General features: G+C 44.0%; 29 protein-coding genes. 13 read left to right on the top strand and 16 right to left on the bottom strand.

Features of this window, described 5'->3' with window-relative positions; all coding sequences use genetic code 11:
- Positions 1-27 precede the first annotated feature (27 nt).
- The 3 genes from AAA943_RS11165 to AAA943_RS11175 form a co-directional block, all read right to left on the bottom strand.
- Positions 28-408 (bottom strand): response regulator, encoded by a 381-nt coding sequence (locus tag AAA943_RS11165; RefSeq protein ID WP_338224328.1) that lies wholly within the window; start codon positions 406-408, stop codon positions 28-30.
- A gap of 157 nt (positions 409-565) precedes the next feature.
- Positions 566-2,194 carry a chaperonin GroEL gene (groL, locus tag AAA943_RS11170; protein WP_338224329.1) on the bottom strand — a complete coding sequence of 543 codons (1,629 nt, stop codon included), beginning with the start codon at positions 2,192-2,194 and terminating at the stop codon, positions 566-568.
- A gap of 34 nt (positions 2,195-2,228) precedes the next feature.
- Positions 2,229-2,507 (bottom strand): co-chaperone GroES, encoded by a 279-nt coding sequence (locus tag AAA943_RS11175; RefSeq protein ID WP_338221379.1) that lies wholly within the window; start codon positions 2,505-2,507, stop codon positions 2,229-2,231.
- 226 nt (positions 2,508-2,733) lie between these two features.
- Between AAA943_RS11175 and AAA943_RS11180 the strand changes: the two genes are divergently transcribed.
- On the top strand, positions 2,734-3,444 hold the full coding sequence (locus AAA943_RS11180; RefSeq protein ID WP_338224330.1) for a hypothetical protein: 711 nt from the start codon (positions 2,734-2,736) through the stop codon (positions 3,442-3,444).
- A gap of 10 nt (positions 3,445-3,454) precedes the next feature.
- Here the strand turns inward: AAA943_RS11180 and AAA943_RS11185 are convergent, their stop codons facing one another.
- The 6 genes from AAA943_RS11185 to miaB form a co-directional block, all read right to left on the bottom strand.
- Positions 3,455-4,411 (bottom strand): sterol desaturase family protein, encoded by a 957-nt coding sequence (locus AAA943_RS11185; RefSeq protein WP_338224331.1) that lies wholly within the window; start codon positions 4,409-4,411, stop codon positions 3,455-3,457.
- A 156-nt stretch (positions 4,412-4,567) separates the two neighbouring features.
- Positions 4,568-4,921 (bottom strand): preprotein translocase subunit SecG, encoded by a 354-nt coding sequence (gene secG, locus AAA943_RS11190; protein ID WP_338224332.1) that lies wholly within the window; start codon positions 4,919-4,921, stop codon positions 4,568-4,570.
- Between the two features lie 4 nt (positions 4,922-4,925).
- Complete coding sequence (locus AAA943_RS11195; RefSeq protein ID WP_338224333.1) at positions 4,926-5,672, bottom strand: hypothetical protein; 747 nt, start codon at positions 5,670-5,672, stop codon at positions 4,926-4,928.
- 29 nt (positions 5,673-5,701) lie between these two features.
- Positions 5,702-6,235 carry an LPS assembly lipoprotein LptE gene (gene lptE, locus AAA943_RS11200; protein ID WP_338224334.1) on the bottom strand — a complete coding sequence of 178 codons (534 nt, stop codon included), beginning with the start codon at positions 6,233-6,235 and terminating at the stop codon, positions 5,702-5,704.
- Entirely contained in the window at positions 6,222-7,511 is a 1,290-nt protein-coding gene (locus AAA943_RS11205) for a sigma-54 interaction domain-containing protein (protein ID WP_338224335.1), read from the bottom strand. Before AAA943_RS11205 ends, lptE begins: the two co-directional genes overlap by 14 nt.
- Positions 7,508-8,983, bottom strand: a complete 1,476-nt coding sequence (miaB, locus tag AAA943_RS11210) for a tRNA (N6-isopentenyl adenosine(37)-C2)-methylthiotransferase MiaB (RefSeq protein ID WP_338224336.1) — start codon at positions 8,981-8,983, stop codon at positions 7,508-7,510. Before miaB ends, AAA943_RS11205 begins: the two co-directional genes overlap by 4 nt.
- Before the next feature lie 210 nt (positions 8,984-9,193).
- On the opposite strand from miaB, the gene AAA943_RS11215 reads away from it, so the two are divergent.
- On the top strand, positions 9,194-9,430 hold the full coding sequence (locus tag AAA943_RS11215; RefSeq protein WP_338224337.1) for a hypothetical protein: 237 nt from the start codon (positions 9,194-9,196) through the stop codon (positions 9,428-9,430).
- 10 nt (positions 9,431-9,440) lie between these two features.
- A complete protein-coding gene (locus tag AAA943_RS11220) occupies positions 9,441-9,803 on the top strand; it encodes a type II toxin-antitoxin system RelE/ParE family toxin (RefSeq protein ID WP_338224338.1) in 363 nt (120 codons plus the stop codon).
- On the opposite strand, the gene dinB is transcribed toward AAA943_RS11220, so the two are convergent.
- Entirely contained in the window at positions 9,748-10,842 is a 1,095-nt protein-coding gene (gene dinB / locus AAA943_RS11225) for a DNA polymerase IV (RefSeq protein WP_338224339.1), read from the bottom strand. The two genes, AAA943_RS11220 and dinB, sit on opposite strands and share 56 nt — an antisense overlap.
- 84 nt (positions 10,843-10,926) lie before the next feature.
- A complete protein-coding gene (locus AAA943_RS11230; RefSeq protein WP_338224340.1) occupies positions 10,927-11,646 on the bottom strand; it encodes a YceI family protein in 720 nt (239 codons plus the stop codon).
- A gap of 115 nt (positions 11,647-11,761) precedes the next feature.
- On the opposite strand from AAA943_RS11230, the gene AAA943_RS11235 reads away from it, so the two are divergent.
- The 7 genes from AAA943_RS11235 (at position 11,762) to AAA943_RS11265 (ending at position 18,010) form a co-directional block, all read left to right on the top strand.
- Positions 11,762-12,283: a gamma carbonic anhydrase family protein gene (locus AAA943_RS11235; RefSeq protein ID WP_338224341.1), complete on the top strand. Its 522-nt coding sequence runs from the start codon at positions 11,762-11,764 to the stop codon at positions 12,281-12,283.
- Positions 12,284-12,470: 187 nt separating this feature from the next.
- The gene (locus AAA943_RS11240) at positions 12,471-12,992 is read left to right on the top strand and encodes a hypothetical protein (RefSeq protein ID WP_338224342.1); all 522 of its coding nucleotides are present in this window, start codon (positions 12,471-12,473) and stop codon (positions 12,990-12,992) included.
- 107 nt (positions 12,993-13,099) lie between these two features.
- Positions 13,100-13,813 (top strand): esterase family protein, encoded by a 714-nt coding sequence (locus tag AAA943_RS11245; RefSeq protein WP_338224343.1) that lies wholly within the window; start codon positions 13,100-13,102, stop codon positions 13,811-13,813.
- A 37-nt stretch (positions 13,814-13,850) separates the two neighbouring features.
- Positions 13,851-14,807, top strand: a complete 957-nt coding sequence (locus tag AAA943_RS11250) for an ATP-grasp domain-containing protein (protein ID WP_338224344.1) — start codon at positions 13,851-13,853, stop codon at positions 14,805-14,807.
- 12 nt (positions 14,808-14,819) lie between these two features.
- Positions 14,820-15,938 carry a carboxylate-amine ligase gene (locus AAA943_RS11255; RefSeq protein ID WP_338224345.1) on the top strand — a complete coding sequence of 373 codons (1,119 nt, stop codon included), beginning with the start codon at positions 14,820-14,822 and terminating at the stop codon, positions 15,936-15,938.
- A 39-nt stretch (positions 15,939-15,977) separates the two neighbouring features.
- Positions 15,978-16,808, top strand: coding sequence for a type 1 glutamine amidotransferase (locus AAA943_RS11260; RefSeq protein WP_338224346.1), 831 nt, complete (start codon positions 15,978-15,980; stop codon positions 16,806-16,808).
- Positions 16,809-16,810: 2 nt separating this feature from the next.
- On the top strand, positions 16,811-18,010 hold the full coding sequence (locus AAA943_RS11265) for a hypothetical protein (RefSeq protein WP_338224347.1): 1,200 nt from the start codon (positions 16,811-16,813) through the stop codon (positions 18,008-18,010).
- A gap of 24 nt (positions 18,011-18,034) precedes the next feature.
- Here AAA943_RS11265 and pyrE read toward each other — a convergent pair whose 3' ends face one another.
- Positions 18,035-18,679, bottom strand: coding sequence for an orotate phosphoribosyltransferase (gene pyrE / locus AAA943_RS11270; RefSeq protein ID WP_338224348.1), 645 nt, complete (start codon positions 18,677-18,679; stop codon positions 18,035-18,037).
- A 98-nt stretch (positions 18,680-18,777) separates the two neighbouring features.
- Here pyrE and AAA943_RS11275 point away from each other — a divergent pair, with 98 nt between their 5' ends.
- Positions 18,778-19,464 carry an NUDIX hydrolase gene (locus AAA943_RS11275; protein ID WP_338224349.1) on the top strand — a complete coding sequence of 229 codons (687 nt, stop codon included), beginning with the start codon at positions 18,778-18,780 and terminating at the stop codon, positions 19,462-19,464.
- On the opposite strand, the gene coaD is transcribed toward AAA943_RS11275, so the two are convergent.
- From coaD to AAA943_RS11295, 4 genes are all read right to left on the bottom strand, one after another.
- Entirely contained in the window at positions 19,452-19,907 is a 456-nt protein-coding gene (gene coaD / locus AAA943_RS11280; protein WP_338224350.1) for a pantetheine-phosphate adenylyltransferase, read from the bottom strand. The two genes, AAA943_RS11275 and coaD, sit on opposite strands and share 13 nt — an antisense overlap.
- A gap of 3 nt (positions 19,908-19,910) precedes the next feature.
- Positions 19,911-20,567 carry a DUF3822 family protein gene (locus AAA943_RS11285; protein WP_338224351.1) on the bottom strand — a complete coding sequence of 219 codons (657 nt, stop codon included), beginning with the start codon at positions 20,565-20,567 and terminating at the stop codon, positions 19,911-19,913.
- Positions 20,568-20,740: 173 nt separating this feature from the next.
- The gene (locus tag AAA943_RS11290) at positions 20,741-21,325 is read right to left on the bottom strand and encodes a hypothetical protein (protein WP_338224352.1); all 585 of its coding nucleotides are present in this window, start codon (positions 21,323-21,325) and stop codon (positions 20,741-20,743) included.
- Positions 21,326-21,375: 50 nt separating this feature from the next.
- Positions 21,376-21,885 (bottom strand): NUDIX domain-containing protein, encoded by a 510-nt coding sequence (locus tag AAA943_RS11295; RefSeq protein WP_338224353.1) that lies wholly within the window; start codon positions 21,883-21,885, stop codon positions 21,376-21,378.
- A 15-nt stretch (positions 21,886-21,900) separates the two neighbouring features.
- Here AAA943_RS11295 and AAA943_RS11300 point away from each other — a divergent pair, with 15 nt between their 5' ends.
- Positions 21,901-23,343, top strand: coding sequence for an ATP-dependent DNA helicase (locus AAA943_RS11300; protein WP_338224354.1), 1,443 nt, complete (start codon positions 21,901-21,903; stop codon positions 23,341-23,343).
- A 340-nt stretch (positions 23,344-23,683) separates the two neighbouring features.
- Positions 23,684-24,082 (top strand): DUF1573 domain-containing protein, encoded by a 399-nt coding sequence (locus AAA943_RS11305; RefSeq protein ID WP_338224355.1) that lies wholly within the window; start codon positions 23,684-23,686, stop codon positions 24,080-24,082.
- The last annotated feature ends 2 nt before the right edge of the window (positions 24,083-24,084 follow it).

The raw sequence follows: 24,084 nt of genomic DNA on the forward strand, positions 1-24,084 counted from the left end.
AGTTTTTTTTAAATGGTTTTTTTCAGATTAATCCTGAAAAAAGTCTCTCAGGATTTCCAAGTTCAGAGGTTTTTCAATAAACCCTTCCACAATTGCATACTCTTTGGCTTTTTGCCGGTCCTGGAAATCGATGGAGCTTGAGAGGATCAATATTTTATCTTTTCGATTTGGGAAGACCATTTGGTACTTGTCCAAAAACTCCCAGCCATTCATTACAGGCATGTTGATGTCCAGAAGAATGAGGAGAGTATGCTCAGCGGGCTGCTTTCCTAGGGCGTTCAACGCCTCTTCTCCACTTAAAAACTCTAAAATTCGGTCAGAGATCCCGACTTTTCCTAATAAACGCCTGTTGATCAGATTGTTTATAGGGTCATCATCGACTAAAAAGACCGAGTCAAATAGGGGCATTAAAGTAAATTCAAGCAGTTGGTGTGTAAGTCACTCCAAATTACAATTATTCCGTTGTCTTGGACAAAGGGGATGACTGTTTTTTGTCAAATTTTGTATCAATAAAAAAATGAGGCGCCTAAAAAGCGCCTCATTGGATATGTTAAATAAGAATGGATTACATCATTCCACCCATTCCTCCGCCGCCCATTGGTGGCATAGCAGGAGTATCTTCTTTCACGTCAGCTACCACACACTCAGTAGTCAAAAGCAAGGCTGCAATAGAAGCTGCATTTTCCAAAGCCAGTCGAGTTACCTTGGTAGGGTCAATCACACCCGCTTCAAAAAGATCTTCGTATTGATCCGTTCTTGCATTGTAACCAAAGTTGCCTTTGTTTTCTCTGATTTTGTTGATCACTACAGAAGGTTCACCGCCGGCATTGGCCACGATAGTTCTCAAAGGAGACTCGATGGCAGTTCTTACGATGTTGATACCGGTGTCTTGATCTTCGTTGCTTCCTTTCAGGCTGTCAAGAGCAGAAGCAGCGCGTACCAAAGCAACGCCACCACCTACTACTACACCTTCCTGTACAGCAGCACGGGTAGCATGCAAAGCATCATCTACACGGTCTTTTTTCTCTTTCATTTCTACTTCAGTGGCAGCACCGATGTATAGAATAGCTACACCGCCGGAAAGCTTAGCCAATCTTTCCTGAAGCTTTTCTCTGTCGTAGTCAGAAGTGGTTTTTTCGATCTGAGCTTTGATCTCAGCAATTCTGCCTTTGATAGCAGCAGCATCACCCGCACCGTTTACGATGGTTGTGTTGTCCTTGTCGATATTGATCTTTTCAGCTCTACCCAACATGTCGGTGGTAGCATTTTCCAGCTTGAAACCTCTTTCTTCGGAGATGACAGTTCCTCCGGTCAAGATCGCAATGTCTTCCAACATCGCTTTTCTTCTGTCGCCGAACCCAGGAGCTTTTACAGCAGCTACTTTCAAAGCACCTCTGATTTTGTTCACTACCAAGGTAGCCAAAGCTTCTCCGTCTACATCTTCAGCGATGATCAACAAGGGCTTGCCGGACTGAGCTACAGGCTCCAATACAGGAAGCAATTCCTTCATGGAAGAGATCTTTTTGTCGTAAATCAAGATGAACGGATGATCCAATTCAGCTTCCATTTTCTCAGTATTGGTCACGAAATAAGGAGAAAGATATCCTCTGTCAAACTGCATACCTTCTACAGTTTTAACTTCAGTTTCGGTGCCTTTTGCTTCTTCTACAGTGATGACGCCGTCTTTTCCGACTTTGTCCATCGCGTCGGCGATCATTTTTCCGATTTCCTCATCGTTGTTTGCAGAGACGGTAGCTACTTGAGCAATTTCCTTGGAAGTAGAGATGGCTTTGGAGTTATCTTTCAATTGAGCTACCACAGCAGCTACAGCTTTGTCAATTCCTCTTTTGAGGTCCATTGGGTTGGCACCTGCAGCTACGTTTTTGATTCCTACGTTGAAGATGGACTGAGCCAAAACAGTAGCAGTAGTAGTACCGTCACCTGCATTGTCAGCAGTTTTGGAAGCCACTTCTTTCACAAGTTGAGCGCCCATGTTTTCGATTGGCTCTGCCAATTCGATTTCTTTAGCTACGGATACCCCGTCTTTGGTGATGGTAGGGGCACCGAATTTTTTGTCGATGATGACATTTCGGCCTTTAGGGCCCAAAGTTACTTTTACCGCATCTGCCAATGCGTCTACGCCTTTTTTCAATTGATCTCGGGCGTTGGTATCGAAAAACAGTTGTTTAGCCATAATTCTTGATTTTTTCAGTTAATGGTGAAATAAATTAAAGGATTGCGAAAATGTCAGATTCTCTCATGATTAGGAAGTCCTGACCCTCCACGTTGAGTTCGGTACCGGAATACTTTCCGTACAAAACAGTGTCTCCAACTTTTACAGTCAAGGGTTCATCTTTTTTACCGTTTCCTACAGCCACCACGGTACCCTTCTGAGGCTTTTCTTTCGCAGTGTCCGGGATATATAGTCCGGATGCGGTCTTCTCTTCTGCTGCAGCCGGCTGCACTAGAACTCGGTCTGCAAGAGGTTTGATGTTCACTTTTGACATAGTATGAAATGTTTAAGGTTAGATTAAAATGCTATACCCCTCCCTGCACTTCCTATGCCAAGGGTTTTTTTCGAATAAATGCTGACAAATCGACCGCAAAATACCCCCTTGATATCCTCGACATTTTGGAAGAGCTGTCTTCTTTTCTGCCAAATTTTCTCTGATACCTGAAAAAAATGTCAGAAATCCGTATTTTATGTCAAACCATTTCTACCTATTCCAAACCATGAAGACCTTACCAAAGAATTGGATCACCGAAGGACTGATCGATTTTGAGTACAAAAAGTACCAATTGCTCGCCTATTTACAGGCCAATGAAAAAGAGTTTCAGGCAGTCAAAATCTATCCTGCACTCGGAGATTTGATTGCCCACCACCGCACCCTATCCGAAATCCAATCCGGGAAGACTCTATTGAGCAATCTTTTCCCTAAGGCCCTGATCGGAATTGATTTTCAGAAAGCACAGTTGCAATACGAAAAGAAAATCAATGACGGCAAAGTCATGGAGGAAATTGCTCAGATCACTGAGTTTGCTCTGCCTAAACTCAAAAACCAAATAGAAGAGGGAAAGGCAATTTATGACTTCGTGGAGGAGCAAGTCGAGTTTGAACCGGTGGGTATTCTGCCCATTTATACCCGCGAGGGATATATTTTACTCACTCAAGAACGACAAAATGAGGTCCATGCCTTTCGCTACAAGTCCAACTTTCTACAGTTGGCAGGGGAGAAGTTTAGAAGCATCACGCTTTGGCTGGTAGGTGTTTTCCAAAAATCTCTGGTCAACACGTTGGAAAAGATGAAAATGGAACTTATCCGGGAAATCAAGGAGTTACCTAATCCTGCCACTTGGAGGTTCCATAGTCAAAACTGCCTTCCACTGGAAGAGACCCTTCTTCCGGTCGGCAAGCGGCTTTTGCTTAGAAGTGTATCTGAGTAGCCAAAATTGATTATTTCTCCATGATCAACTCTCGGTCCTTTTCTTGGGTGGAAAGGACATTTTTTTGCTCCATTTCCAGCAGTTCGGCTCTTTCTTTCATCTCCCTGTTTTTGATGATTTCATCCCCAGGTTTTCCAAAAAGAACCTGCCAGGCTTCTTTGAAACTTTTTGATTTGCTGAGATCAGAAAAAATGTCTCTCCATTCGTGAAATACCAAATAGATGGGATTGTAGGAAGTCACCGGCTTGGTGATACCGTAATTGGGTCGCTCCGCCTCAGGCATAAAGGTGCCGAACATCCGATCCCAGATAATCAAGGTGGAGCCGTAATTTTTGTCCAGATAGTGGGCATCACTTGCATGATGCACTCTATGGTGAGATGGGGTGGTGAAAATGTATTCGATCACCGGGTGAAGCTTGGTTATGTACTCGGTGTGGATCCAAAACTGATACAACACGGCAATCTGATGGCAGATAAAAAAGACAAATGGGTCAAAGCCCATCAACATCACCGGGACAAAGAACACGATTTTGATATGCTGAGTCCAGCCCAATCTGAAGGATACGGATAGGTTGTATTTGCTTGAGTTGTGATGGGTGATATGGGTGGCCCACCAAAAGCGCTGTTCATGAGCTACTCGGTGTGCCCAATATCGGGCAAAGTCAATTCCAATAAAACAGAGGAGGTAAGACCACCAGGTTGGGGGAATCTGAAAGGGAGAGATGTTGTAGCAAAAGATAGCTACTCCGAAGGTTAGCATTTTGATTGCTGCACTGATTCCCACATTGACCAAGCCTATGGTGGAGGCGGCAAGGAAATCTTTGGTATTGTATGCGTCCCGTTTTTGATAAAGACTAATTCCCCATTCGATGAAGACCAATAAAAACATAACAGGGGCTGCCCATAAGATGACATTGGGCCAATTTTCCAGCTGAAGATCCTCAAGCCGGATTGGTTTCTCTAGCATAAGATTTAATGATTGGTGATTGCTCTTTTAAAAAATAACACTCACTCCGCCTCTTTCCAATAAAAACCGGAACTCCGTATTATTCTGAAAGTTTAAGGTACGAAAAAAGTCTGCCTTTCGGGGCAGACTTAAGATTTTTTATTCAAATGGATTATTTCAGTTCCCTGAGGTACTGTCCTCCTCTACTGCCGGAGCTGGAAGTACACTTTCAGTCTCTCCGAAGGCAGGTGCCACGACTTGCTGTTTCGCATTCTCAATATTTGGGGAAGAAAATTGGTTTGGCTGGCTGCTGGTATGGAACGCAGAAGAAGCCAAGGAAAGCACTAGGATAGCTATCGCCAACACCCAAGTAGATTTTTCCAAAACGTTGCCCGTACGGGTCACGCCCATGATTTGAGAAGCACTGCCTCCAAATGCAGCACCGACTCCTCCTTTTGAATTTTGACCCAAGATGACCAAAATCAGCAATACGGCTAGGATGATGATGATGCTAATCAATAAAGTGAACATATTTTCAGTCAGATTTTTCTTTCAGATTTTCAATTAAGTCCGCAAAGTAAGCCCTTTTCTCCGGAAACTTCAAACTCATTTTTTCATAAATTTCTATCGCTTTGTCTTTTTTGCCTTGTCTGACCAGAAGCTTTGCAAAAGACTCGGTCATTAGGGTTTCGTCCAACTTGGTGCTGGACTCAGCGAGATTTTCCGTGTTTTGGTTGGCTTCAATCTCCCTGATGGTGGCCAGTTTGATGGATTTTTTACTGAACGCCTTGATCAAATCGATCTGTTCTTTGGCTTTATCTGCTACGATTTCTTTTTTCTCCCTCTTCTTGATGGTTTCGATCAACTCGTCCTTGTAAGCCTTTCTTTTTTTGCCTTTTGGTGTTTCGGCAGAGGCTGTGGGGTTTCCTTTCAGTTGATCTCCCAGTTTTTTCAGTGACTCAGTTCTTTGAACAGGGTTCTTGCCAGCTTTTGGCTCTTCCGGAAGAAGGTCTTCCTGAATCAGATTGGCTTTGGGCTCAGCTTTGGACATGGGCTTATCCAAAAGGCTTTTAAGCCAAACTCGGTCTGGACTGGTCAGCGCCGCCATTCCCAAATGACCGGGAGTCACTTCTGAATTTTTGGACAGCTCATACCTGCAAGCCAATATGTGGCTGATCTGGAAGTAGGGGAAATTCTCCTGGATTTTTCTCAACTGGAGGTAATCGGACTTTTCCAGACGATCTGATTTTTGGATAAGGTCAAGAAACTGACTGGCATTCACAGATTTATCGCTTTTTTAATGATCACTATTTACCAGTTGGCGACAGTGGCTGTAAATATATCCTGGATGATGACTTCGAATATTTCTTCTACCAACTGATTTTCTACGTCCAACAAGGTAACGCTTCTTGGGTCATAATCTTGGAAAAAAGTGAAGGTTCTTTTCAGATTTTCCTCCTCATTGGTCACATTGATGTATTCCACGTCCACATTGATGGTCAATCGCATCTGCCCTGCACGATCAGGAAGGTTCGGGTCACCGCTGGATACCGCGTTTTGTGGGGTGAGGGTGTATCTGCTGATTGCCCCCGAAAACTGCAAATCTCCATTGGAGCGTATCAGTTCAAGCTGGGTGTTCCTCTGATAATATTCCTTCAATGCTTCGGTAAATCGCTGCTCCATATTGGCAGGGCCTCCCCCCGAATCATTGAAGAAATTGTCTACCGAAAAAGTCTTGACCAACTCATAGTTGATATTTGTTCCGGTAAAGCTGTATTTGACAGAGCAGGAGGAAAACAGTACGACTATCCCCGCAATCCAGACCAGACTTTTATTCAATTTCATACTGTTTGATTTTACGGTAAAGAGTCCGTTCGGAAATCCCCAAATCTTGCGCTGCATACTTTCTTTTATTGTTATGCTTTTGCAGGGCCTTGATGATCATTTCTTTTTCCTTTTTCTCCAAAGAAAGAGAATTGTCATCTTCCTCATGCAGAATGTCCTCAATTACGTCATCCTCATATTCCACGTTGTCCAAAGAGGAATTTTTTTGGGTTTCCAACACCAAAGGAACGGAATAGGGAGATGGGCTTTCTGATGTTTCGGCCTTGCTAAGCCCACTTTCCAAATCTTCAAAAAGACCTTGATGCTTCTGCATGATGGAAGAATTCAATCCCCCGTTTTGGAAGGATTCCAGAACCAGCTTTTTGAGCTCATTCATGTCCTTTTTCATGTCAAAAAGTACCTTGTAAAGAATATCTCTTTCTGAAAAGTCTCCACTCTCTGAACCTCCCCCATGATTGGGAAGGGTCATGGGCAATCGGCTTCCCTCCTGGGGAAGGTAACGTGAGAGAGTTTGGGCATCTACTTCTCTTTCCTGCTCAAGCAATGAAATTTGCTCGGCAATATTTTTCAGCTGACGGATATTGCCGGGGAAAGGATAGCGCATCAGCACCTGCTGAGCGGCAGGATCGAGGGAAATGGGCTTTACCCGGTATTTTTCTGAGAAATCTGATGTAAACTTTCTGAAAAGCAGGACCACATCTTCTCCTCTTTCTCTCAAGGGTGGAACAAAAATCGGTACTGTGTTCAAGCGATAATAGAGATCTTCCCGGAACTTTCCTTTTTCCACTGCCTTGAGCAAGTTGACATTGGTAGCGGTGATTACCCTCACATTGGTTTTTTGTACTTTGGAAGAACCCACACGGATAAATTCCCCATTTTCCAAAACCCGCAACAGGCGGGCCTGCGTGCCCAGAGGCATTTCACCGATTTCATCCAAGAAAATGGTGCCTCCATCCGTTACTTCAAAGTAGCCTTTTCTGGCTTCATGAGCTCCTGTAAAGGAGCCTTTTTCATGTCCGAAAAGCTCAGAATCGATCGTGCCTTCCGGGATTGCTCCGCAGTTGATTGCAATGAATTTACCGTGCTTTCTGAGGGAAAGGGAATGGATGATTTTGGAAAAACTTTCCTTTCCGGATCCACTTTCACCCGTGATCAGCACCGTCATATCGGTAGGGGCAGCCTGCATTGCTACCTGAATGGCATGGTTCAGAAGGGGGCTGTTTCCGATGATGCCAAAGCGCTGCTTGACACTGTGGATTTCCTGTGGTGTGATCATGCCAATGCAGGATTAATTTCCAATACTTCTCCAAAGAGAGTAGCAGCTGAGCAATCCTTAATTTTCACTTTGACGTAATCCCCAAGTTTCAAGCCAGCGGATGGGACGATTACCACTTTATTTGCAGAGTTTCGTCCCTTCAATTCTTCGGAGGATTTTTTGGAAGTACCTTCGATCAGGATGAGCTGCTCTTTGCCCAGATCCAATTGATTTCTTTCTAGGGAAAGTTGATTTTGCTTTTCTATGATCTCCGCCAATCTGCGCTTTTTCACTTCCAAAGGAATGTCGTCTTCAAACTTTTTGGCAGCCAGAGTCCCCGGACGCTCAGAATAGAAAAACATATAGGAAAAGTCATACTTCACGATATCCATCAAGCTAAGGGTATCCTGATGCTCCTCTTCGGTCTCGGTACAGAACCCTGCAATCATATCGGAAGAAATGCCGCATTCTTCACCCAAAATTTCCCGGATAGCTTTCACTCGGTCCAGGTACCATTCCCTGTCATAGGTTCGGTTCATCAATTCCAAAACCCGGGAATTGCCGGACTGTACGGGGAGATGAATGTACTTGCAGATGTTGTCGTACTTCTTCATGGTGTGAAGTACCTCATCCGTGATGTCTTTGGGATGGGAAGTGGAAAATCGGACTCTAAGCAAAGGACTGACTTGAGCCACCATTTCCAGGAGATGGGCAAAATTGACCACCTGAGTGACCTCACCTTCCTTCTTGTTGAGTCTGGCCTTGTTGTTTTCCTCTGGAGACCATTTATAGGAGTCTACATTTTGACCCAAAAGGGTGACCTCCCGGTATCCCTTGGAAAACAAATCCTGAGCCTCTGCCACGATGGAGTGAGGGTCGCGGCTTCTTTCCCGACCTCGGGTAAATGGCACCACGCAGAAGGAGCACATATTGTCGCAGCCCCGCATGATGGAGATAAATGCAGTGACTCCGTTGGAATTCAAGCGAACGGGAGCGATGTCTGCATAGGTTTCTTCTCTGGAAAGGAAGGTATTGACACCTTTTCTTCCGTCTTCTGCGGCATTGACCAGGTTGGGAAGGTCTCTATAAGCATCAGGTCCTACGACCACGTCCACGATTTTCTCCTCTTCCAGCAATTTTTCTTTCAATCGCTCCGCCATGCACCCCAAGACTCCGATGGTCAACTCGGGTTTGTGTTTTTTGACGGAATTGAAGTGGTTGAGTCGGTTTCGGACGGTTTGCTCGGCTTTTTCACGGATGGAGCAGGTATTCAAAAAGACCACATCGGCCTGATTGAAGTCAGATGTGGTGTCGAAGCCGTTTTCCTTCATGATCGAAGCGACGATCTCTGAATCGGAGAAGTTCATCTGGCAGCCGTAGCTTTCGATGTAGAGTTTTTTGGTTTTGCCGGTATTTTCGTCAGTGGTGGTTTTGTAGTCCACCGCCTGAGCCTCTTCGCCGGTAAGGATATCGATATCTTTGATCAGATTCATGGGATAGTTTTCGCTTTTTGAGCTCGGTCAGAAGTGATTCCAACCGATTTGGGTTTAATCAAGTTGCGAAATTACGAAAATGCGGACAAAATGGCAGGTTTTACAAATGTTAATTATTTGTACTTTCAAAAATACTTTTGCCGAAATTAGGAGTCAGTTGAAACTCCATCTCAATTAGAAATCGTTATTTTTAAGAAAAAAGTGAGTGCTATGGAAAATTCAGTTTTAAAGGAAAAGCTTCATCAAGTCATTGAAAACGGAGATGAACGGCTTTTGGAATTGCTTTATGAGGTTGTAAAAGATTTTGATAAGCAAGAGATCATTTTTCTAGGCGAGCCTTTTTCATCCTCTCAGTTAATTCAAAGAATTATGTTGGCAAAGGCAAGGGTAGACAAGGGGGAATTCATCTCCATGAAGGAATTAGAAAAAGAATCAGAAAATTGGTAGTGTCAAAAAAATGAAAATCAAATGGGATACCAAGGCCGCAGATTCTCTAAAGACGATTTATGATTTTTATAAAAATACCGCTTCAATTGCTGTGGCAATTAAAGTAAAAACCAAAATATTAAAGGAGGTAAAGGATATGGTACATTTTCCTGAAAAACTCCCCAAAGAACCTAATTTGAAAGAGCTTAACGGGGATTTTAGATTCAAATTGGTATGGAGTTATAAGATAATTTTTGAGCTGAGAGATCAGGAAATTTTAATATTGGATATTTTTCACACAAGTAGAAATCCAAAAGACATTAAATCGGAAGATAGATTTATAAGTCGAAAGGTATCCTCAGCTGCTCCCCAAAGTGAACCTGTTCCTCGGTGATATTGAGGTTGGAAATTCCCAAGCCGAGCAGACGGACGGGTTTGGGGATATCCTCCTGTCGCAGCAGTTCCAATCCTATCTGCCAAATCATTTCTTTTTCCGGGTATTGTTCCAGGGTTTTGCTTCTGGTCTGAAGGGTGAAATCTGAGTATTTGAGCTTGAGGGTGACTGTACGGCCTTTGATTCCGCTTTTTTCGATTCTGCGGATTACTTCTTCGAAAATAGGACGGAGGTTTTCCTCCATTTCTGCCAAGGTAATCAGATCTTTTTCGAAGGTATTTTCGGCACTCAGACTTTTCCTCACCCGATGTGGCTGTACTTCCGAAAGGTGAATACCGCGGACGATATTGAAGTAATGCAATCCGGATTTTCCGAATTTTTTGGTCAAAAACTGTAGGGAATACTCCTTGAGATCTTTTCCGGTATGGATTCCCAGTTTTTGCATTTTCTCTGCGGTGACTTTTCCGATTCCAAAGAATTTTCCGATGGGAAGCTTTTCCAGAAAATCGGCTGCCTCCTCTGGCAGGATGACTGCCTGACCGTTGGGTTTGTTGAGGTCAGAGGCGGTTTTTGCTAGGAATTTGTTGTAAGAAACACCTGCTGAAGCATTTAGGCCGGTTTTTTCTTTGATCTTCTCGCGGATTTGTCTGGCAATAAGGATAGCGGATTTGAGCCCTTTTTTATTTTCGGTCACATCCAGAAAAGCTTCATCCAAGGAAAGTGGCTCCACCAAATCCGTGAATTCAAAAAAGATCTCACGAATCTGATGGGAAATCTCCCGATAGCGGTCAAAACGATGCGGTGCAAAAATAAGATGGGGGCACTTTTTAGCCGCTAGGGCAGAGGACATGGCAGAATGGATTCCATATTTTCTGGCTTCATAGCTGGCTGCTGCTACTACCCCTCTTGCCTCGTTTCCTCCCACCACCAAAGGTTTTCCTCTCCATTCGGGATGATCGAGCTGCTCCACTGAGGCATAGAAAGCATCCATGTCTACATGGATGATTTTTCGTACCGGAAGTTTTTCGGGTTCAGCCATTCCTTGATGAGCAGTTTGGGGAATAGACAAAAAAAAGAGGAATTCCGAAGAATCCCTCTTTTCGAATCATTGAGGTAGTTAAAATTAATTTGCGGTCACATTCAGTTCCAAAGAAACTGTGTTGTAGATGAATTGATCTTTTGCTTTGTCCACAGCAGAAGCTTCGTCGCCGTAGGACAATCCCCAGGCAGTTCTGTCGATGTTGAATCCAGCTACTGCAGTTACTGTTCCGTTAGTGATGGTCACAGCAGCAGGGAATTTGATGTTTTTGGTAGTTCCTCTCATGGTCAAGTTACCGCTGATCCAATGAGTTGGGTTGGCAGGAGATAGTTCTGATTCTGCCTTTGGAGTGTTGTCGGTAGCAAACTGCTCGGTATCTGCAATCACATCACCGGCTGCAAACGGTTCAGCACCTGTAATCTCAAATGTGGCAGTAGGATGATTGGCTGCGTCAAAGAAATCAGCAGACTGCAGGTGCCCCCAGAGTTTGCCATAGTTTTCAGATCCTTCTTCCAAATCTTCGATTTTCAAGCCAGTGATGTCAAACGTAAAAGAACCACCAGTGATTTGATCACCGTTTACTGTAAGGGTGCCTGTGGTTGCTGGGATTTTTCCGAAATGCTGTCCTGCAGGTTTGTAACCTCTCCAAGAGATGGTAGAGGTAGGAGCCAAGGTAAGTGTGGTACCTGTAGCTTCCGCTACTTCTTGAGCTTCAGTGGCTTCGACTGTGTCTGATGGTTTACTGCAGGCGAAAGTGATCATTGCTGCAGCAAGGAAAAGACCGAATTGCTTTGTGATTTTCATAGTTGATTGTGAGAAATTGAGTTGCAAATTTATATGTATATACACGAAACTCAAAATCAAAAAAAAAGTTCAGGTTGGATATAATTTTTTATTTTCCTTCGAAAAAAAAAGATCGATGGCTTTGATAATGGAAGTAAACGGCAAACGGCCGGAAATGGGGAACGAGTGCTGGCTGGCACCCAATGCCACGGTAGTGGGGGATGTAGTCATGGGAGACAGGTGTACAGTTTGGTTTAACGCGGTCATTCGGGGTGATGTCCATGAAATCCGGATAGGAAATGATACGAATATCCAAGATGGAGCAGTCATACATTGCACCTATCAGAAAGCACCAACATATATAGGAGATCAGGTATCTATCGCTCATAATGCCATAGTTCATGGTTGTACTATTCACGATCGTGTTCTTATCGGAATGGGAGCGATTGTGATGGATGGGGCTGTAATTCATTCGGATTCAGTGATTGCTGCAGGTGCTGTGGTCCTAGCTGGTACTGTAGTGGAGTCAGGGTCGATATATGCCGGTACTCCTGCCAAAAAAGTAAAAGAAATCGGAGAAAATATGAGGGAGGTAATTCTCAGGACTGCAAAGAATTATCCCATGTACTCGAAATGGTTTGAGGAAGGAAATAAGTAATTGAGGCGATATTCTATATTAGACAGTTATTTCGGCTACGTTTGGGTTCAGAAACAGGGTTTTCAAATTCTTTTTTTTGTAGGGAATGATTTCTTTTTTGCTTAGTGAATTACTAAGAATAAATTAATATTAATTTATTGGTTCAAAGTGTATTTTTCTTTACTTTTAGTTGTTTAATCCCCAGCAGATGAATTCTTTGATCCAAACCTGTTCTCAAACTAGGTACCTGATTGTTTTTGGTGCTCTCGTGATTTGCTTCAACGTCCTCCTTGCTCGATATATGCCCGAAGAGCATGCTTTGGATTTACAGTTTGCCTATAGTCCCACGCAGGCGTATGATTCTTTGGCTCAAATGGAGGAGTCAGAAAGAAACCAATATAGTTGGGCAGTTACCGTCTTTGATATGCCATATCTGCTTGCATATGGCTTGTTTTTTAGTGGAATTCTTTATCGTTTAAGCAGGAAAAATCAGAGTTGGCTGATTCCATTTGCAGTAGCCTTCTTTGATTTGCTGGAGAATATCTCCATTCTTCTTTTACTCCGTGCTTTTCCGGAAAAAAGTACCTGGGTAGCCTTGCTCGCATCCTTCTCCAGTACTTCCAAGTGGATTTTTGTCTTAATTCTTTTTTCTATGATAGGACTTGGGCTGTTTAATCGGCTATTTAAAAGGCAAAAACCGATGGGCAAGGCCATAAAAGCCAAAATATAATTTTATTGGCTTCAAGCTTCGCTTTATTCTCTTTTCTTTATCCCAATTTTTGATTAGTATTTCAATTCGGTTTAGGGACAGGCCAAATCGATTAGTTTGATGATTTTATGAAAGAAGAATATTTTAAATGGTACTCTCCCTATGTCAACCGTGATGTGGAGATGCTGGTATTTGGACATGCGGGCTATCCCATCGTCTTGTTTCCCACATCCATGGGTACCTTCCACGAAAACAGGGATATGGGCCTCATTGGGGCAGCTCATTGGTTTATTGAGCAGGGACTAGTTCAGATTTACTGTCCGGACAGCAACGACAAACAGAGTTTTTATAACAAAGGAATCCACCCCCATCAACGGATACAAAATCATGTGGGATATGACAAAATGATTTGTCATGAACTGGTCGAACGGATTCGCCTCAATACTTCTGTGGCCAAAGTGGCGGTAGCAGGATGCAGTTTTGGGGGCTATCATGCTGCCAATTTTGCTTTCAGACATCCCGGCTATGTCAGTCACATGTTCAGCATGAGCGGAGCGTTTGATATCCGAAGTTTTATGGATGGATATCATCACGATGACATCTTCTACAATAGTCCGCTCGAGTACCTCCCAGGTCTGCAGGACCACGAGCTTTGGAATATGGGCATCATCCTGGGTACGTCCAACTGGGACATTTGCTTTGATGCCAATCTTAAGCTGCATGAAGCCCTTAAGCAAAAAAATGTCAACCATTGGCTGGATGTGAGGCAGGACAGGCATCACGATTGGCCGATTTGGAAGGAAATGTTTCCTCACTACTTATCCACTATCAAATTTGATTAACAAAATTATTCTTTACCACTACTAACCAAGCGAAAACATGAAGAAAATCGGGATACTTTTCGGGATGGAAGACACCTTTCCACAGGCATTTGTGCAGCGGGTCAATGAAAAAGCAGAAAAGGGGATAATAGCCGAACCGGTTCGAATCGATAAGGTCGTTCAAAACGAGCTTACCGATTATGCGGTAATCATTGACCGGATTTCACAGGATGTCCCCTTCTACCGAGCCTACCTGAAAAACGCAGCCCTTACCGGTACTGCAGTCATCAACAATCCCTTTTGGTGGAGCGCGGATGATAAGTTTTTCAACAACTGTCTCGCCGATCAATTGGGAGTACCCTTGCCCAAAACCGTGATTCTGCCTTCCGCAGAACACCCTACGGATACCACGAGTAAGTCTTTCCGAAATCTAGCCGCTCCCTTGGATTGGGAGGGGATTTTCAGCTATATCGGATTCCCGGCCTATATGAAGCCCTACGCAGGAGGAGGTTGGAAAAACGTGTACCGACTGGAAAACAAGGAAGAGTTTTTCAGAAAGCATCCTGAGACTGGGCAGCTTGTTATGCTCCTTCAGGAGGAGATCGTCTTTGATGAATATTTTCGGGTCTATTGTTTGGGAGGAAAGGCCGTCCGAATAATGGAATATGAACCGCGAAACCCACATCATCTGCGCTATGTAGTCGACAAAGCTCCTGCTTCAAAAAAACTATTGAGTACCGTGAAGGATTACACCATTCGACTTTGTCAGGGGTTGGGTTATGACTTCAATACGGTGGAGTTTGCTGTTCGGGATGGAATTCCTTATGCGATAGATTTTGGAAATCCCGCTCCGGATGCAGATGTCAACTCGGTGGGTCAGGCCAATTTTGACTGGGTGGTGGAAGAAGCAGCCAAAATGGCTATTGCCTACGCCAAAGCTCAGAAGCCTGGGAAAATGAACCTGACTTGGGGTACTTTTATGAAAAATTCGGTGGAATCGGCCAAGAGATTTTAATTCCTGCAAGCTATGGCAACTTCAATCAAAAAGCTACCCAAGTTTACCTTGGGAGTCGAAGAAGAATACATGATCTTGGACCCCAAAACCCGGGATCTCCGCTCTCACATGTCCAAAATCGTAGATGGAGGTAAAATCACTCTCAGAGAGCAGGTAAAAGCAGAGATGCATCAGTCCGTAGTGGAAGTAGGTACCAATATTTGTCAAAATGTGCAGGAAGCCCGAAAGGAGGTTGCTTTCCTTCGCAACAAGATATCCGAACTTGCTACTGCGCAGGGATTGGTGGTGGGTGCTTCGAGCACCCATCCCTTTGCCAAATGGCAAGATCAGGAGATTACCGATGACCCCCGATATCATAACATTGTTAATGAACTCAAGGATATTGCCCGGTCCAATCTGATCTTTGGACTTCATGTGCATGTAGGCATAGAGAGCAGAGATACTGCCTTGCAGCTGATGAATCAAGCCTGCTATTTTCTTCCCCACATCTATGCGCTCACTACCAACTCTCCTTTTTGGGAAGGCAGAAATACTGGTTTTAAGGCCTTTAGGGCAAAGGTTTTTGCGAAATTTCCAAGAACAGGCCTTCCGGAATATTTTGATTCCGTTCAGGCCTACGACAATTTTTTGGAGATTCTAGTCAAGACCAACTGCATCGACAACCCCAAAAAAATCTGGTGGGATCTTCGCATGCATCCCTTCTTCAGCACGATAGAGTTTAGAATCTGCGACATGTGCCTCACCGTGGATGAGACTATCTGCGTGGTGGCGATCATTCAGGCAGTAGTAGCGAAGCTTTATAAGCTACTGATGAGCAATACCTCTTTTAATATTTATCGGATCGCCTTGATTCGGGAAAATAAATTCCGGGCAGCAAGAAATGGAATTGAAGGTCTGTTGATTGATTTTGGAAAAAAAACCGAGGTGCCCACCCAGGAGCTGATTATGGAGCTGCTGGACTTCATTGATGATGTGGTGGATGAGCTGGGTAGCCGGGAAGAGGTCAATTATGTCCATAAAATCCTGGAAAAGGGTACCGGTGCCGATCAGCAGCTTGCTGTCTTTGAAAAAACGGGAAGTTTGGAAGCGGTAGTGGATTTTATTACCTCCAAGTTTACAGAAGGGATTTAAGGGATTGCGTACCTTTGGGCAGAAACTAATCCAATCAACGTGGGAAAGAGAAAAGTACAGCTGGCCATTCTGGATATGTATGACGGAGAGCCCAATCAGGGAATGCGCTGTATCCATGATATCTTGTCCAGGTTTTCGGAACAGATAGCCTGGAAGGAGTTTGATGTAAGAGGGAAGGCCCAACTTCCAGAAATTCAGGATTTTGACCTGTATATTTCCACAGGAGGCCCAGGAAATCCCCTGGAAGGGAATGGGGACTGGGATTTGAAATACTATGATTTTCTGGACCAAATCTGGATTTGGAATCAGAATCATTCCCGCAAAAAACATCTTCTGCTTATTTGCCATTCTTTTCAGATGGCTTGCAAACACTTTGGCTTAGGAGAAGTCACCAAAAGAAAATCCACCTCCTTTGGGGTGATGACAGTCCACAAGACCCTCGAGGGGCTCAAGGATCCGATTTTTCAAAATCTTCCCAATCCTTTCTGGGCGGTGGACTCCAGAGATTACCAAGTAGTGCAGCCTGATTCCAAAAAGTTTAAAACCCTCGGAGCCAAAATCATCGCTCTGGAGAAAATCAGAAATCATGTGGAATACGAGCGGGCAATCATGTCCATTCGGTTTACAGATGAGATAGTGGGTACTCAGTTTCACCCTGAGGCGGATGCCTTGAGCTTCATGGAGCATTTGAAAAAGCCGATTGTGCGGGAAAAAATCATTGAGCTCAAAGGCAAGGCTAAATTCCGAACCATGCTCGAGGATTTGGTAGATGAAAACAAAATCTACAAAACCAACGAAACCCTAATCCCCAATTTTCTTGAGCAATCCCTCCAAAAGATCAAACTCACCAAAACCCCCTCTTTAACCTGAGTATGGAAGAATCCATCCGAAAAAAGTTCAATGCTGAGTTTACTCAGGACAAGTATCAGGCCTTTCTGAACGATATTGCCTCCGACTTTGCATATATGCCAACTTTTCGGATTGCAGAGACTCCCTTTTTTATTTCCGACTCCCTCAAAAATCAACTTAAAGAAGCCAGTGAAGCGGTCATTGATTTTATCAAAAGGCCGGACTTCAAGGAATTGACCCAGCGATCCATTGAGTTGAATACCGCAGTGCCCAATGAGGATGCCCATACCCAATTTTTGGCAGTGGACTTTGGTATTTGTGAGGAAGAAGGGCAGCTTATTCCCAAACTCATCGAAGTACAGGGTTTTCCATCCATCTTCAATTTCCAGTTTAATCTGTTCCGGAAAATCCAAAAATATTACCCCTTTTTGAGTGATTACTCCCCGTATCCGGATGGAATGGATGAGGAGAAGTATATGGAAAAATTGAAGGAGGTGGTTTTGGGTAGCCACAGTGCTCGGGAAGTAGTGCTGCTTGAAATAGAGCCAGAAAAGCAAAACACCAAGATTGACTTCTACTACGCCAAACGGGATTTATGCATTCCGGTGGTTTGTGTGACTGAGGTTATCAAAGAGGGGAAAAGGCTTTTTTACATGGATTCTGAAGGCAAGAAAATTCGCATCAAAAGAATCTATAACCGGGTTATTTTTGATGAGTTGGAATTGCGCAGAGATCTTCCTCTTGACTTTGAATTTACCGAGGACTTGGATGTAGAATGGGCAGGGCACCCCAATTGGTACACCCGGATTTCCAAATTCATTTTACCCTATTTAAACGGACCTTATTTCATCGAAACCAAGCTGCTCAGCGAACTGGAAAGCATTCCTGAGGATTTGGAAAATTACGTCCTAAAGCCTTTATTCTCCTTCTCCGGCTCAGGGGTCATTTTTCATGTCAAAAAAGAGGATGTGGAAGCAGTCAGGGAAAAAGACCTTTATATTCTTCAAAAGAAAGTCCATTATCTTCCAATCGTTCAATCTCCCGATGGGAAAGTCAAAGTGGAGGTCCGCTTGCTGTTTCTTTGGCCGGAGAAAGAGGAGAGTCCTACTTGGGTAGGCAATTTGGTTCGCCTAAGCAGAGGAGAGATGATCGGGGTGAAATTCAACAAGGACAAGGATTGGGTAGGTGGTTCGATTGGCTTATTCGAAAAAGCAAAAAGCTGAGATTTTGGTCTCAGCTTTTTGCTTTTATTGCATCCAAGTTCCTGGATTTTTTCTCCACTCACTTAGCGAATGAAGGACCTCTTCATCAATGTATTTTCGGTGAACTGCACGGGGCAGAAGTGCGTCGTAATGACTGAGGCAGATCAGCTTTACTCCGGCAGCTTCGAAATTCTTATCGGCCACATCAAAGCCATAACTGAAGATGGCCACCATTCCCAAAACTTCAAATCCTGCATCTCTGAGGTCCTGAACGGCCTTTAATGAGCTCCCGCCGGTAGATACCAAATCTTCTACGACCACTACTTTTTGGCCGGGGACCACCTTGCCTTCGATCATATTTTCCATGCCGTGTCCTTTGGGCTTTGAGCGTACATAGATAAAAGGTAGATCCAGCTCATTGGCGATCAGCGCCCCCTGAGGAATTCCCGCGGTGGCTACGCCGGCAATAGCTTCTGTCATTGGAAAAAAATGACTGACACTTTTTACCAATTGATCGCGGATAAGGCAGCGTACTTCAGGAAAGGATAAGGATAGCCTATTGTCGCAGTAAATGGGGGATTTCCAGCCCGATGCCCAAGTGAATGGCTTTTTGGGTTGAAGGCGGATGGCTTGAATCTCCAATAGTTTGTCAGCTACTTCAGCGGCGGTGGCTTGGTCTAAAATTTCCATAAAGCCAAAATTAATAGAATACAAACCGATAAGATTGTACCACCTGAATTTTTTGTGCATTTTTGATTCCAACACCTAGCCCAACCTTAGCTTTTTGCATGAGAATTTTTGTAAATGACAAGCCCCTCGAGCTGATTAGTTATGAAGAACTGGATTCGGAAAAGTTTTACGAGCACGTCTACAGGCAATCTGATGAAATACCTGCGGATGTAGAGTGGGAGGATGATGTGATTTTTCACGAACCTTCCCATGATTTGATTATCCGGCTGCTCTACCTTTTGCGCACTCGAAAAATGAAAAATCTGGACTCGGTCACCTTGGTCAGCGAAGATAAGGGTACTTTGAAAACCTTTGTAAAAAGCCGTTTTCTGATCGTAAAGGCTGCAGGAGGAATTGTTTCCAAGAAGGAAAAAGTCCTGATGATTTATCGCTTGGGCAAGTGGGATTTCCCAAAAGGAAAAATGGATAGAGGAGAGACTCCGGAGCAGTGTGCCAAACGGGAGGTAGAAGAAGAGTGCAATATCGTGGTCAAGCTGCGGACGCCGATAGTAAAAACCTGGCACACTTATACCCAAAACAGGAAAAGTATACTCAAGAAAACCTATTGGTATGCCATGGAATCACTCAATGATGCGACGATGAAGCCCCAGGCAGAAGAAGGAATAGAAGACATTCAGTGGATGTCAGAGGCAGATGCCAAGACAGCTTTGATCAATTCCTATCCCTCAATGAGGTACTTATTCAAGCATTACCTAAAGATGCAGCTCAAGCCTCACAAAGCATAAGGCAAATAGTCCGTGACATTGCCACCATATCGGTGGACTTCCCGGATTACCGTGGAGCTGATCGCGGCAAATTCCGGAGAAGTAATCAAAAACACTGTCTCCAGATCCTCATTGAGGTATCGGTTCATTTGACTGATCGTATTCTCGTATTCAAAATCGGTGGTATTTCTGAGACCTCTTACCAGAAATCCGGCTTCCAGCCTCTTGGCCAAGGTAGAAGTCAATTCATTGTAAACCACTACTTTGACTTCAGGAGTATGGAGGTACACCTCTTCAATTTTTGACACCATCAGATCGATGTCGAAATACCTGTTTTTTTTGGTGGAATTGTATCCAATTCCGATTACTACTTCATCAAAAAGCTTTAGGCTCCGCATCACAATGTCGTGATGCCCACGGGTGAAAGGATCAAATGATCCAGGGAAAATGGCGATTTTTTTCATGATTTAGTCCATTTGCCACCTTGCTTCAAAAAGATGCTCGGATTTTAGGTTTTTAAATCCATTACCATAATTCTGATTTGCGTGGGGTTTAATCAACCGCACGTGGTAGAAGTAATCTTCCAGCCATTCCTTGGATATTCCATTTGCTTCGTCGAGTCCAAAAAAGCTGATTCTTGCATGATTCTTGTCAAAAGCCAATTCCTCCATGGCAATGAAAATGTACTTCAACAAGTCCTCCTTTGCTTCTACCTCAAACATATTGAACAGATTGAGCTCCTGATCCTTGAATGCGGCCAAATAGAAATGACTGTCCATGTAGTGGATTAGGATTTCTTGACCGATGAGGTTGAAGCGCTCCTTGAAAAGGTAGGAAAGAAAAGAACACGCCCCATGGACAAAGGTCAGTTCCGAAAATCTAGCTTCAAGGGATTTCTTCAATCCACGGGGAAAAGAGGAGATCATTTGAAGATTGTTGCTGTCCAAGGCACAGGAAAAATAGTGCTGCTCTCCATTGGACTCGGCTGCAAAACTTAAATATTGCTGCTCCTGACCATTTTGGAACAAAAGACCGGGTACCAAAGAAAAAACGGGCGTGTGAATGAAAACCCTGGCAGGTACATCTTGCTTGAGCAGAGGGTCCACGGCGGTGATTTTCTCCAAATCCCCCCAGCCGATGTTCGGGTAATGATTTATAGCTATGTTTGCTCCATTTTTATCTTTTGCAAAAATAAAAGTGAAGGAAGGGTATAAAAAAAGCGATAGGCCCGCTGTGTCTTCCACATCAAACCTATCACTTTTATAAACTTTTAAATCCGGTTTCAAAAGGGGTTGGGTTATTTCCAGTTACCTTCTGTAGAAGCGTCCGTTCTGGATCCGACTCTCAAGGCTTTTTCGTTGTTGTTTACTCTTCTTTTTGGATTGATTGGCGCGGGGTCTCTGATTTCAAATACGTTAACCAAATATCCACCAGTCTTTTCTACTTTGTCCGCGAAGAATTCAAATTGCTTTCCGCCGGATCCTGGTACTACAGGAAGTAGCTCCAAGTTGAATTCGGGGTATTTTCTTTCATTGAAAAGGGAATCCAAAACTCCTACTGACCCAAGGGTGTCGAATGTGACAGTGATCTCTTCCGCTCCGTAGTCCAAAAGGCGAGTAGTCTCCGTTCGCTGAACAAGGTAGATCTCCCCGTCTTCGATAAACATTTTCAATGAATCCCAAGTGCTGGCGTATTTTCCGTTGGAAGCCTGGTAAGCCAATTGGGCATCACGCAGCATTTCCAGTTTTTGAATGGTGGCAGCTTCGAGAAGCGCAATTCTTTTCTCTTCTTCCACTACGTCATTGACGCCCTTCCAAAGAAGGTATCCCAATACTGCAGCTACTGCGAAGAATACTAAGGAGAGAATTCTAGTAAGATTCATTGTAAGTAAGATTTAGAAATCTGGTTAAGGTTGAAGGTTTTTAAAACGTGCTATTTTAGAGAAATATTTTCAAAATTAAAATATCCTTTCCACAATCCTAGGTCCTGAATGGATTTAATTCCCCAAAAGACCTGATGAAGGGAAGATTTGGGAAGGCTTTGGAGATCCTCGAGGCTCATCCAAGCCAAGTCCAAGAGAATTTGCTTTTGTCCGGAAAGCTCAGGATCTATTCCCAATTTAGGCGTACCATTCAATTTTTTCACTTCAAAAAAGTGCTCCATCGCATGCAAGGGAGGAGAGAGGTATTCGTGGACGAAGAGATATCGCTCCACGGATACTTCCAGGCCCGTTTCTTCGAGAAACTCTCTCTTTAGGTTTTCCGGCGCCGAAGTTCCATATTTCATTCCTCCTCCGGGTACGGACCAAAAGACCCGATCCTCGCTCATTTGATGCTTGACCATCAGGATTTTGTCTCCTTCCCAAAGAATCCCATTGACACGGCTCCTCAGACGATTTCCAAATTTTGATTCGATTTCCTTGCTGATTTGATCTGAGGACATTTACATTCGCTTTCTATGGGTAAAGATAATCAGGGGGAATTTAAGCCCTCGGACTTGTTGATCAAATATTTCCCCTTTTCTCCAACTGCGGGTCAAATGACCTTTTTCCGAAAGATGGATGAATTTCTGAAAACGGGGGCAGAAGAAAAGCCCACTTTTGTGCTCAGGGGATATGCAGGTACGGGAAAAACCTCCTTAATTTCTGCCCTGGTCAAAGTCTTGCCCCGGATGAATATGCGTTCCCTGCTTTTGGCACCTACCGGACGTGCAGCCAAAGTGATGAGCAACTATTCCGGTCGCGGAGCCTATACCGTCCATAAAATCATCTACAGACCCAAAGGAGATCCGGGTGCTACGGGTGGAGGATTTATCCTTCAGAAAAACTACTATAAAGACACGCTTTTCATTGTAGACGAATCCTCCATGCTATCCGATGATGGAGGGATGTCAGGCAATTTGCTCTGGGATTTGATTCAATTTGTCTTTTCCGGGTCTGATAATCGACTCCTGCTTGTAGGGGATACCGCCCAGCTTCCTCCGGTAGGCAGTGAGTACAGTCCAGCATTGGATTCGGGGTATCTTCTGCGGCACTTTCGGCTGAAGGCTGAACAGACCGAACTTACCGAAGTCATGCGTCAACGCTTGGAATCGGGCATCCTCTTTAATGCCACACATCTCAGACAGGAGCTCGTCGGGGATCAATTTCAAATTCAAATCTACACGGCTGGCTTCCGTGACATTTTCAAAATGACCTCTGAGCGCTTGGAGGATGGGCTCAGGTATGCCTATGACAAGTTTGGTACTGAAAGTACCACCATAGTCACCCGATCCAACAAGGCAGCAGTGCAGTACAATCAATACATCCGAAGAGTGATTCACTTTTACGAGGAGGAAATCAGTACCGGGGACCTGCTGATGATTGTGAAAAACAACTATACCTACATGGCCGAATCCGATAAGGTTAATTTTCTGGCCAATGGAGATATGGTGGAGGTGATGAAAATCCGAAAGTTTGAGGAAATGTATGGATTTCGGTTCGCCACTTTGGAGCTTCGGCTTTTGGATTATCCATCGGAGCCTTTTTTCGAGGCCAAGGTGATTTTGGACACGCTTTATTCTTCCACTCCTTCCCTCAGCAGGGAAGAATACCGTAAACTTTACGATCAGGTTTCGGAGGATTATGCAGATATGGCCAATAAAACCGAGCGCATGGAGCTAATCCGAAAAGACCCTTACCTGAATGCGCTGCAAATCAAGTTTGCCTATGCGCTCACTTGTCATAAAGCCCAAGGAGGGCAGTGGAGTGCGGTATTTGTCGATCAGGGCTATTTGCAGGAGGAAAAGGTAGACCGGGATTTTGTCCGGTGGCTGTACACCGCCATGACCCGGGCGACTGAGGAATTGTATTTGGTTAATTTCGCACCGGGATTTTTCTCCTTGGTAAAAAAAGAAATCTAGTCCTTGGAATTTGGAGAAGAAAGGGCCAGAATCCTTGGGAAATCTCCCAATTAAAGTGGATTGCCAAGAATATTTCAATAACTGCTTTTTTATAAGTAATAAAAAAGTACGGCCTAAATTCAGGTCAGAGGATTTTGAATTCAGAGGCTTCGGTCTTCGGTCTTCTGACTTCCAACCACATGAGCAAAGGATATATGTCAACTGGCATCATTAAGGATAATCAGAATTTTTAATATCCAGAAAACTGAACTTTGGCAAGATTTTTTCACTTTTGTAGGTATCGGAAACTCTAGAAAAGTAAATTCGATTTGAAATTTGAATCCTTAACTTCTAAATAATCATGAAAAAGCTAGGAATTTTACTCAGCATCTTTGCTTTCGCACTAATCTTCACTGCTCAGGCACAGCAGGCCGGTTCAGGCGCTGTCATCAGCTTCAAAGAAAAGTCCGTTGACTTTGGCGATATCGTGCAAGGGCAAAAAGTGGAGCACACCTTCACATTGACCAATTCAGGATCCGAGCCTCTGATCATTTCCAATGTCGCAGCGACTTGTGGCTGTACAGTGCCAAGCTGGCCAAAAGAGCCTATCGCTCCGGGAAATTCTGCAGAGATCAAAGTTTCTTTCAATTCTGCAGGGAAAATGGGTAAACAAAACTCCGTAGTGAGAATCTACTCAAATGCTACCGAACCCATTGAGAAAGTATCCCTGATATCCAACGTACTTCCAAAGACCGAATAGTC

Origin of the sequence: Algoriphagus confluentis (assembly GCF_036245625.1) — a bacterium.
Lineage (GTDB): Bacteria > Bacteroidota > Bacteroidia > Cytophagales > Cyclobacteriaceae > Algoriphagus > Algoriphagus confluentis.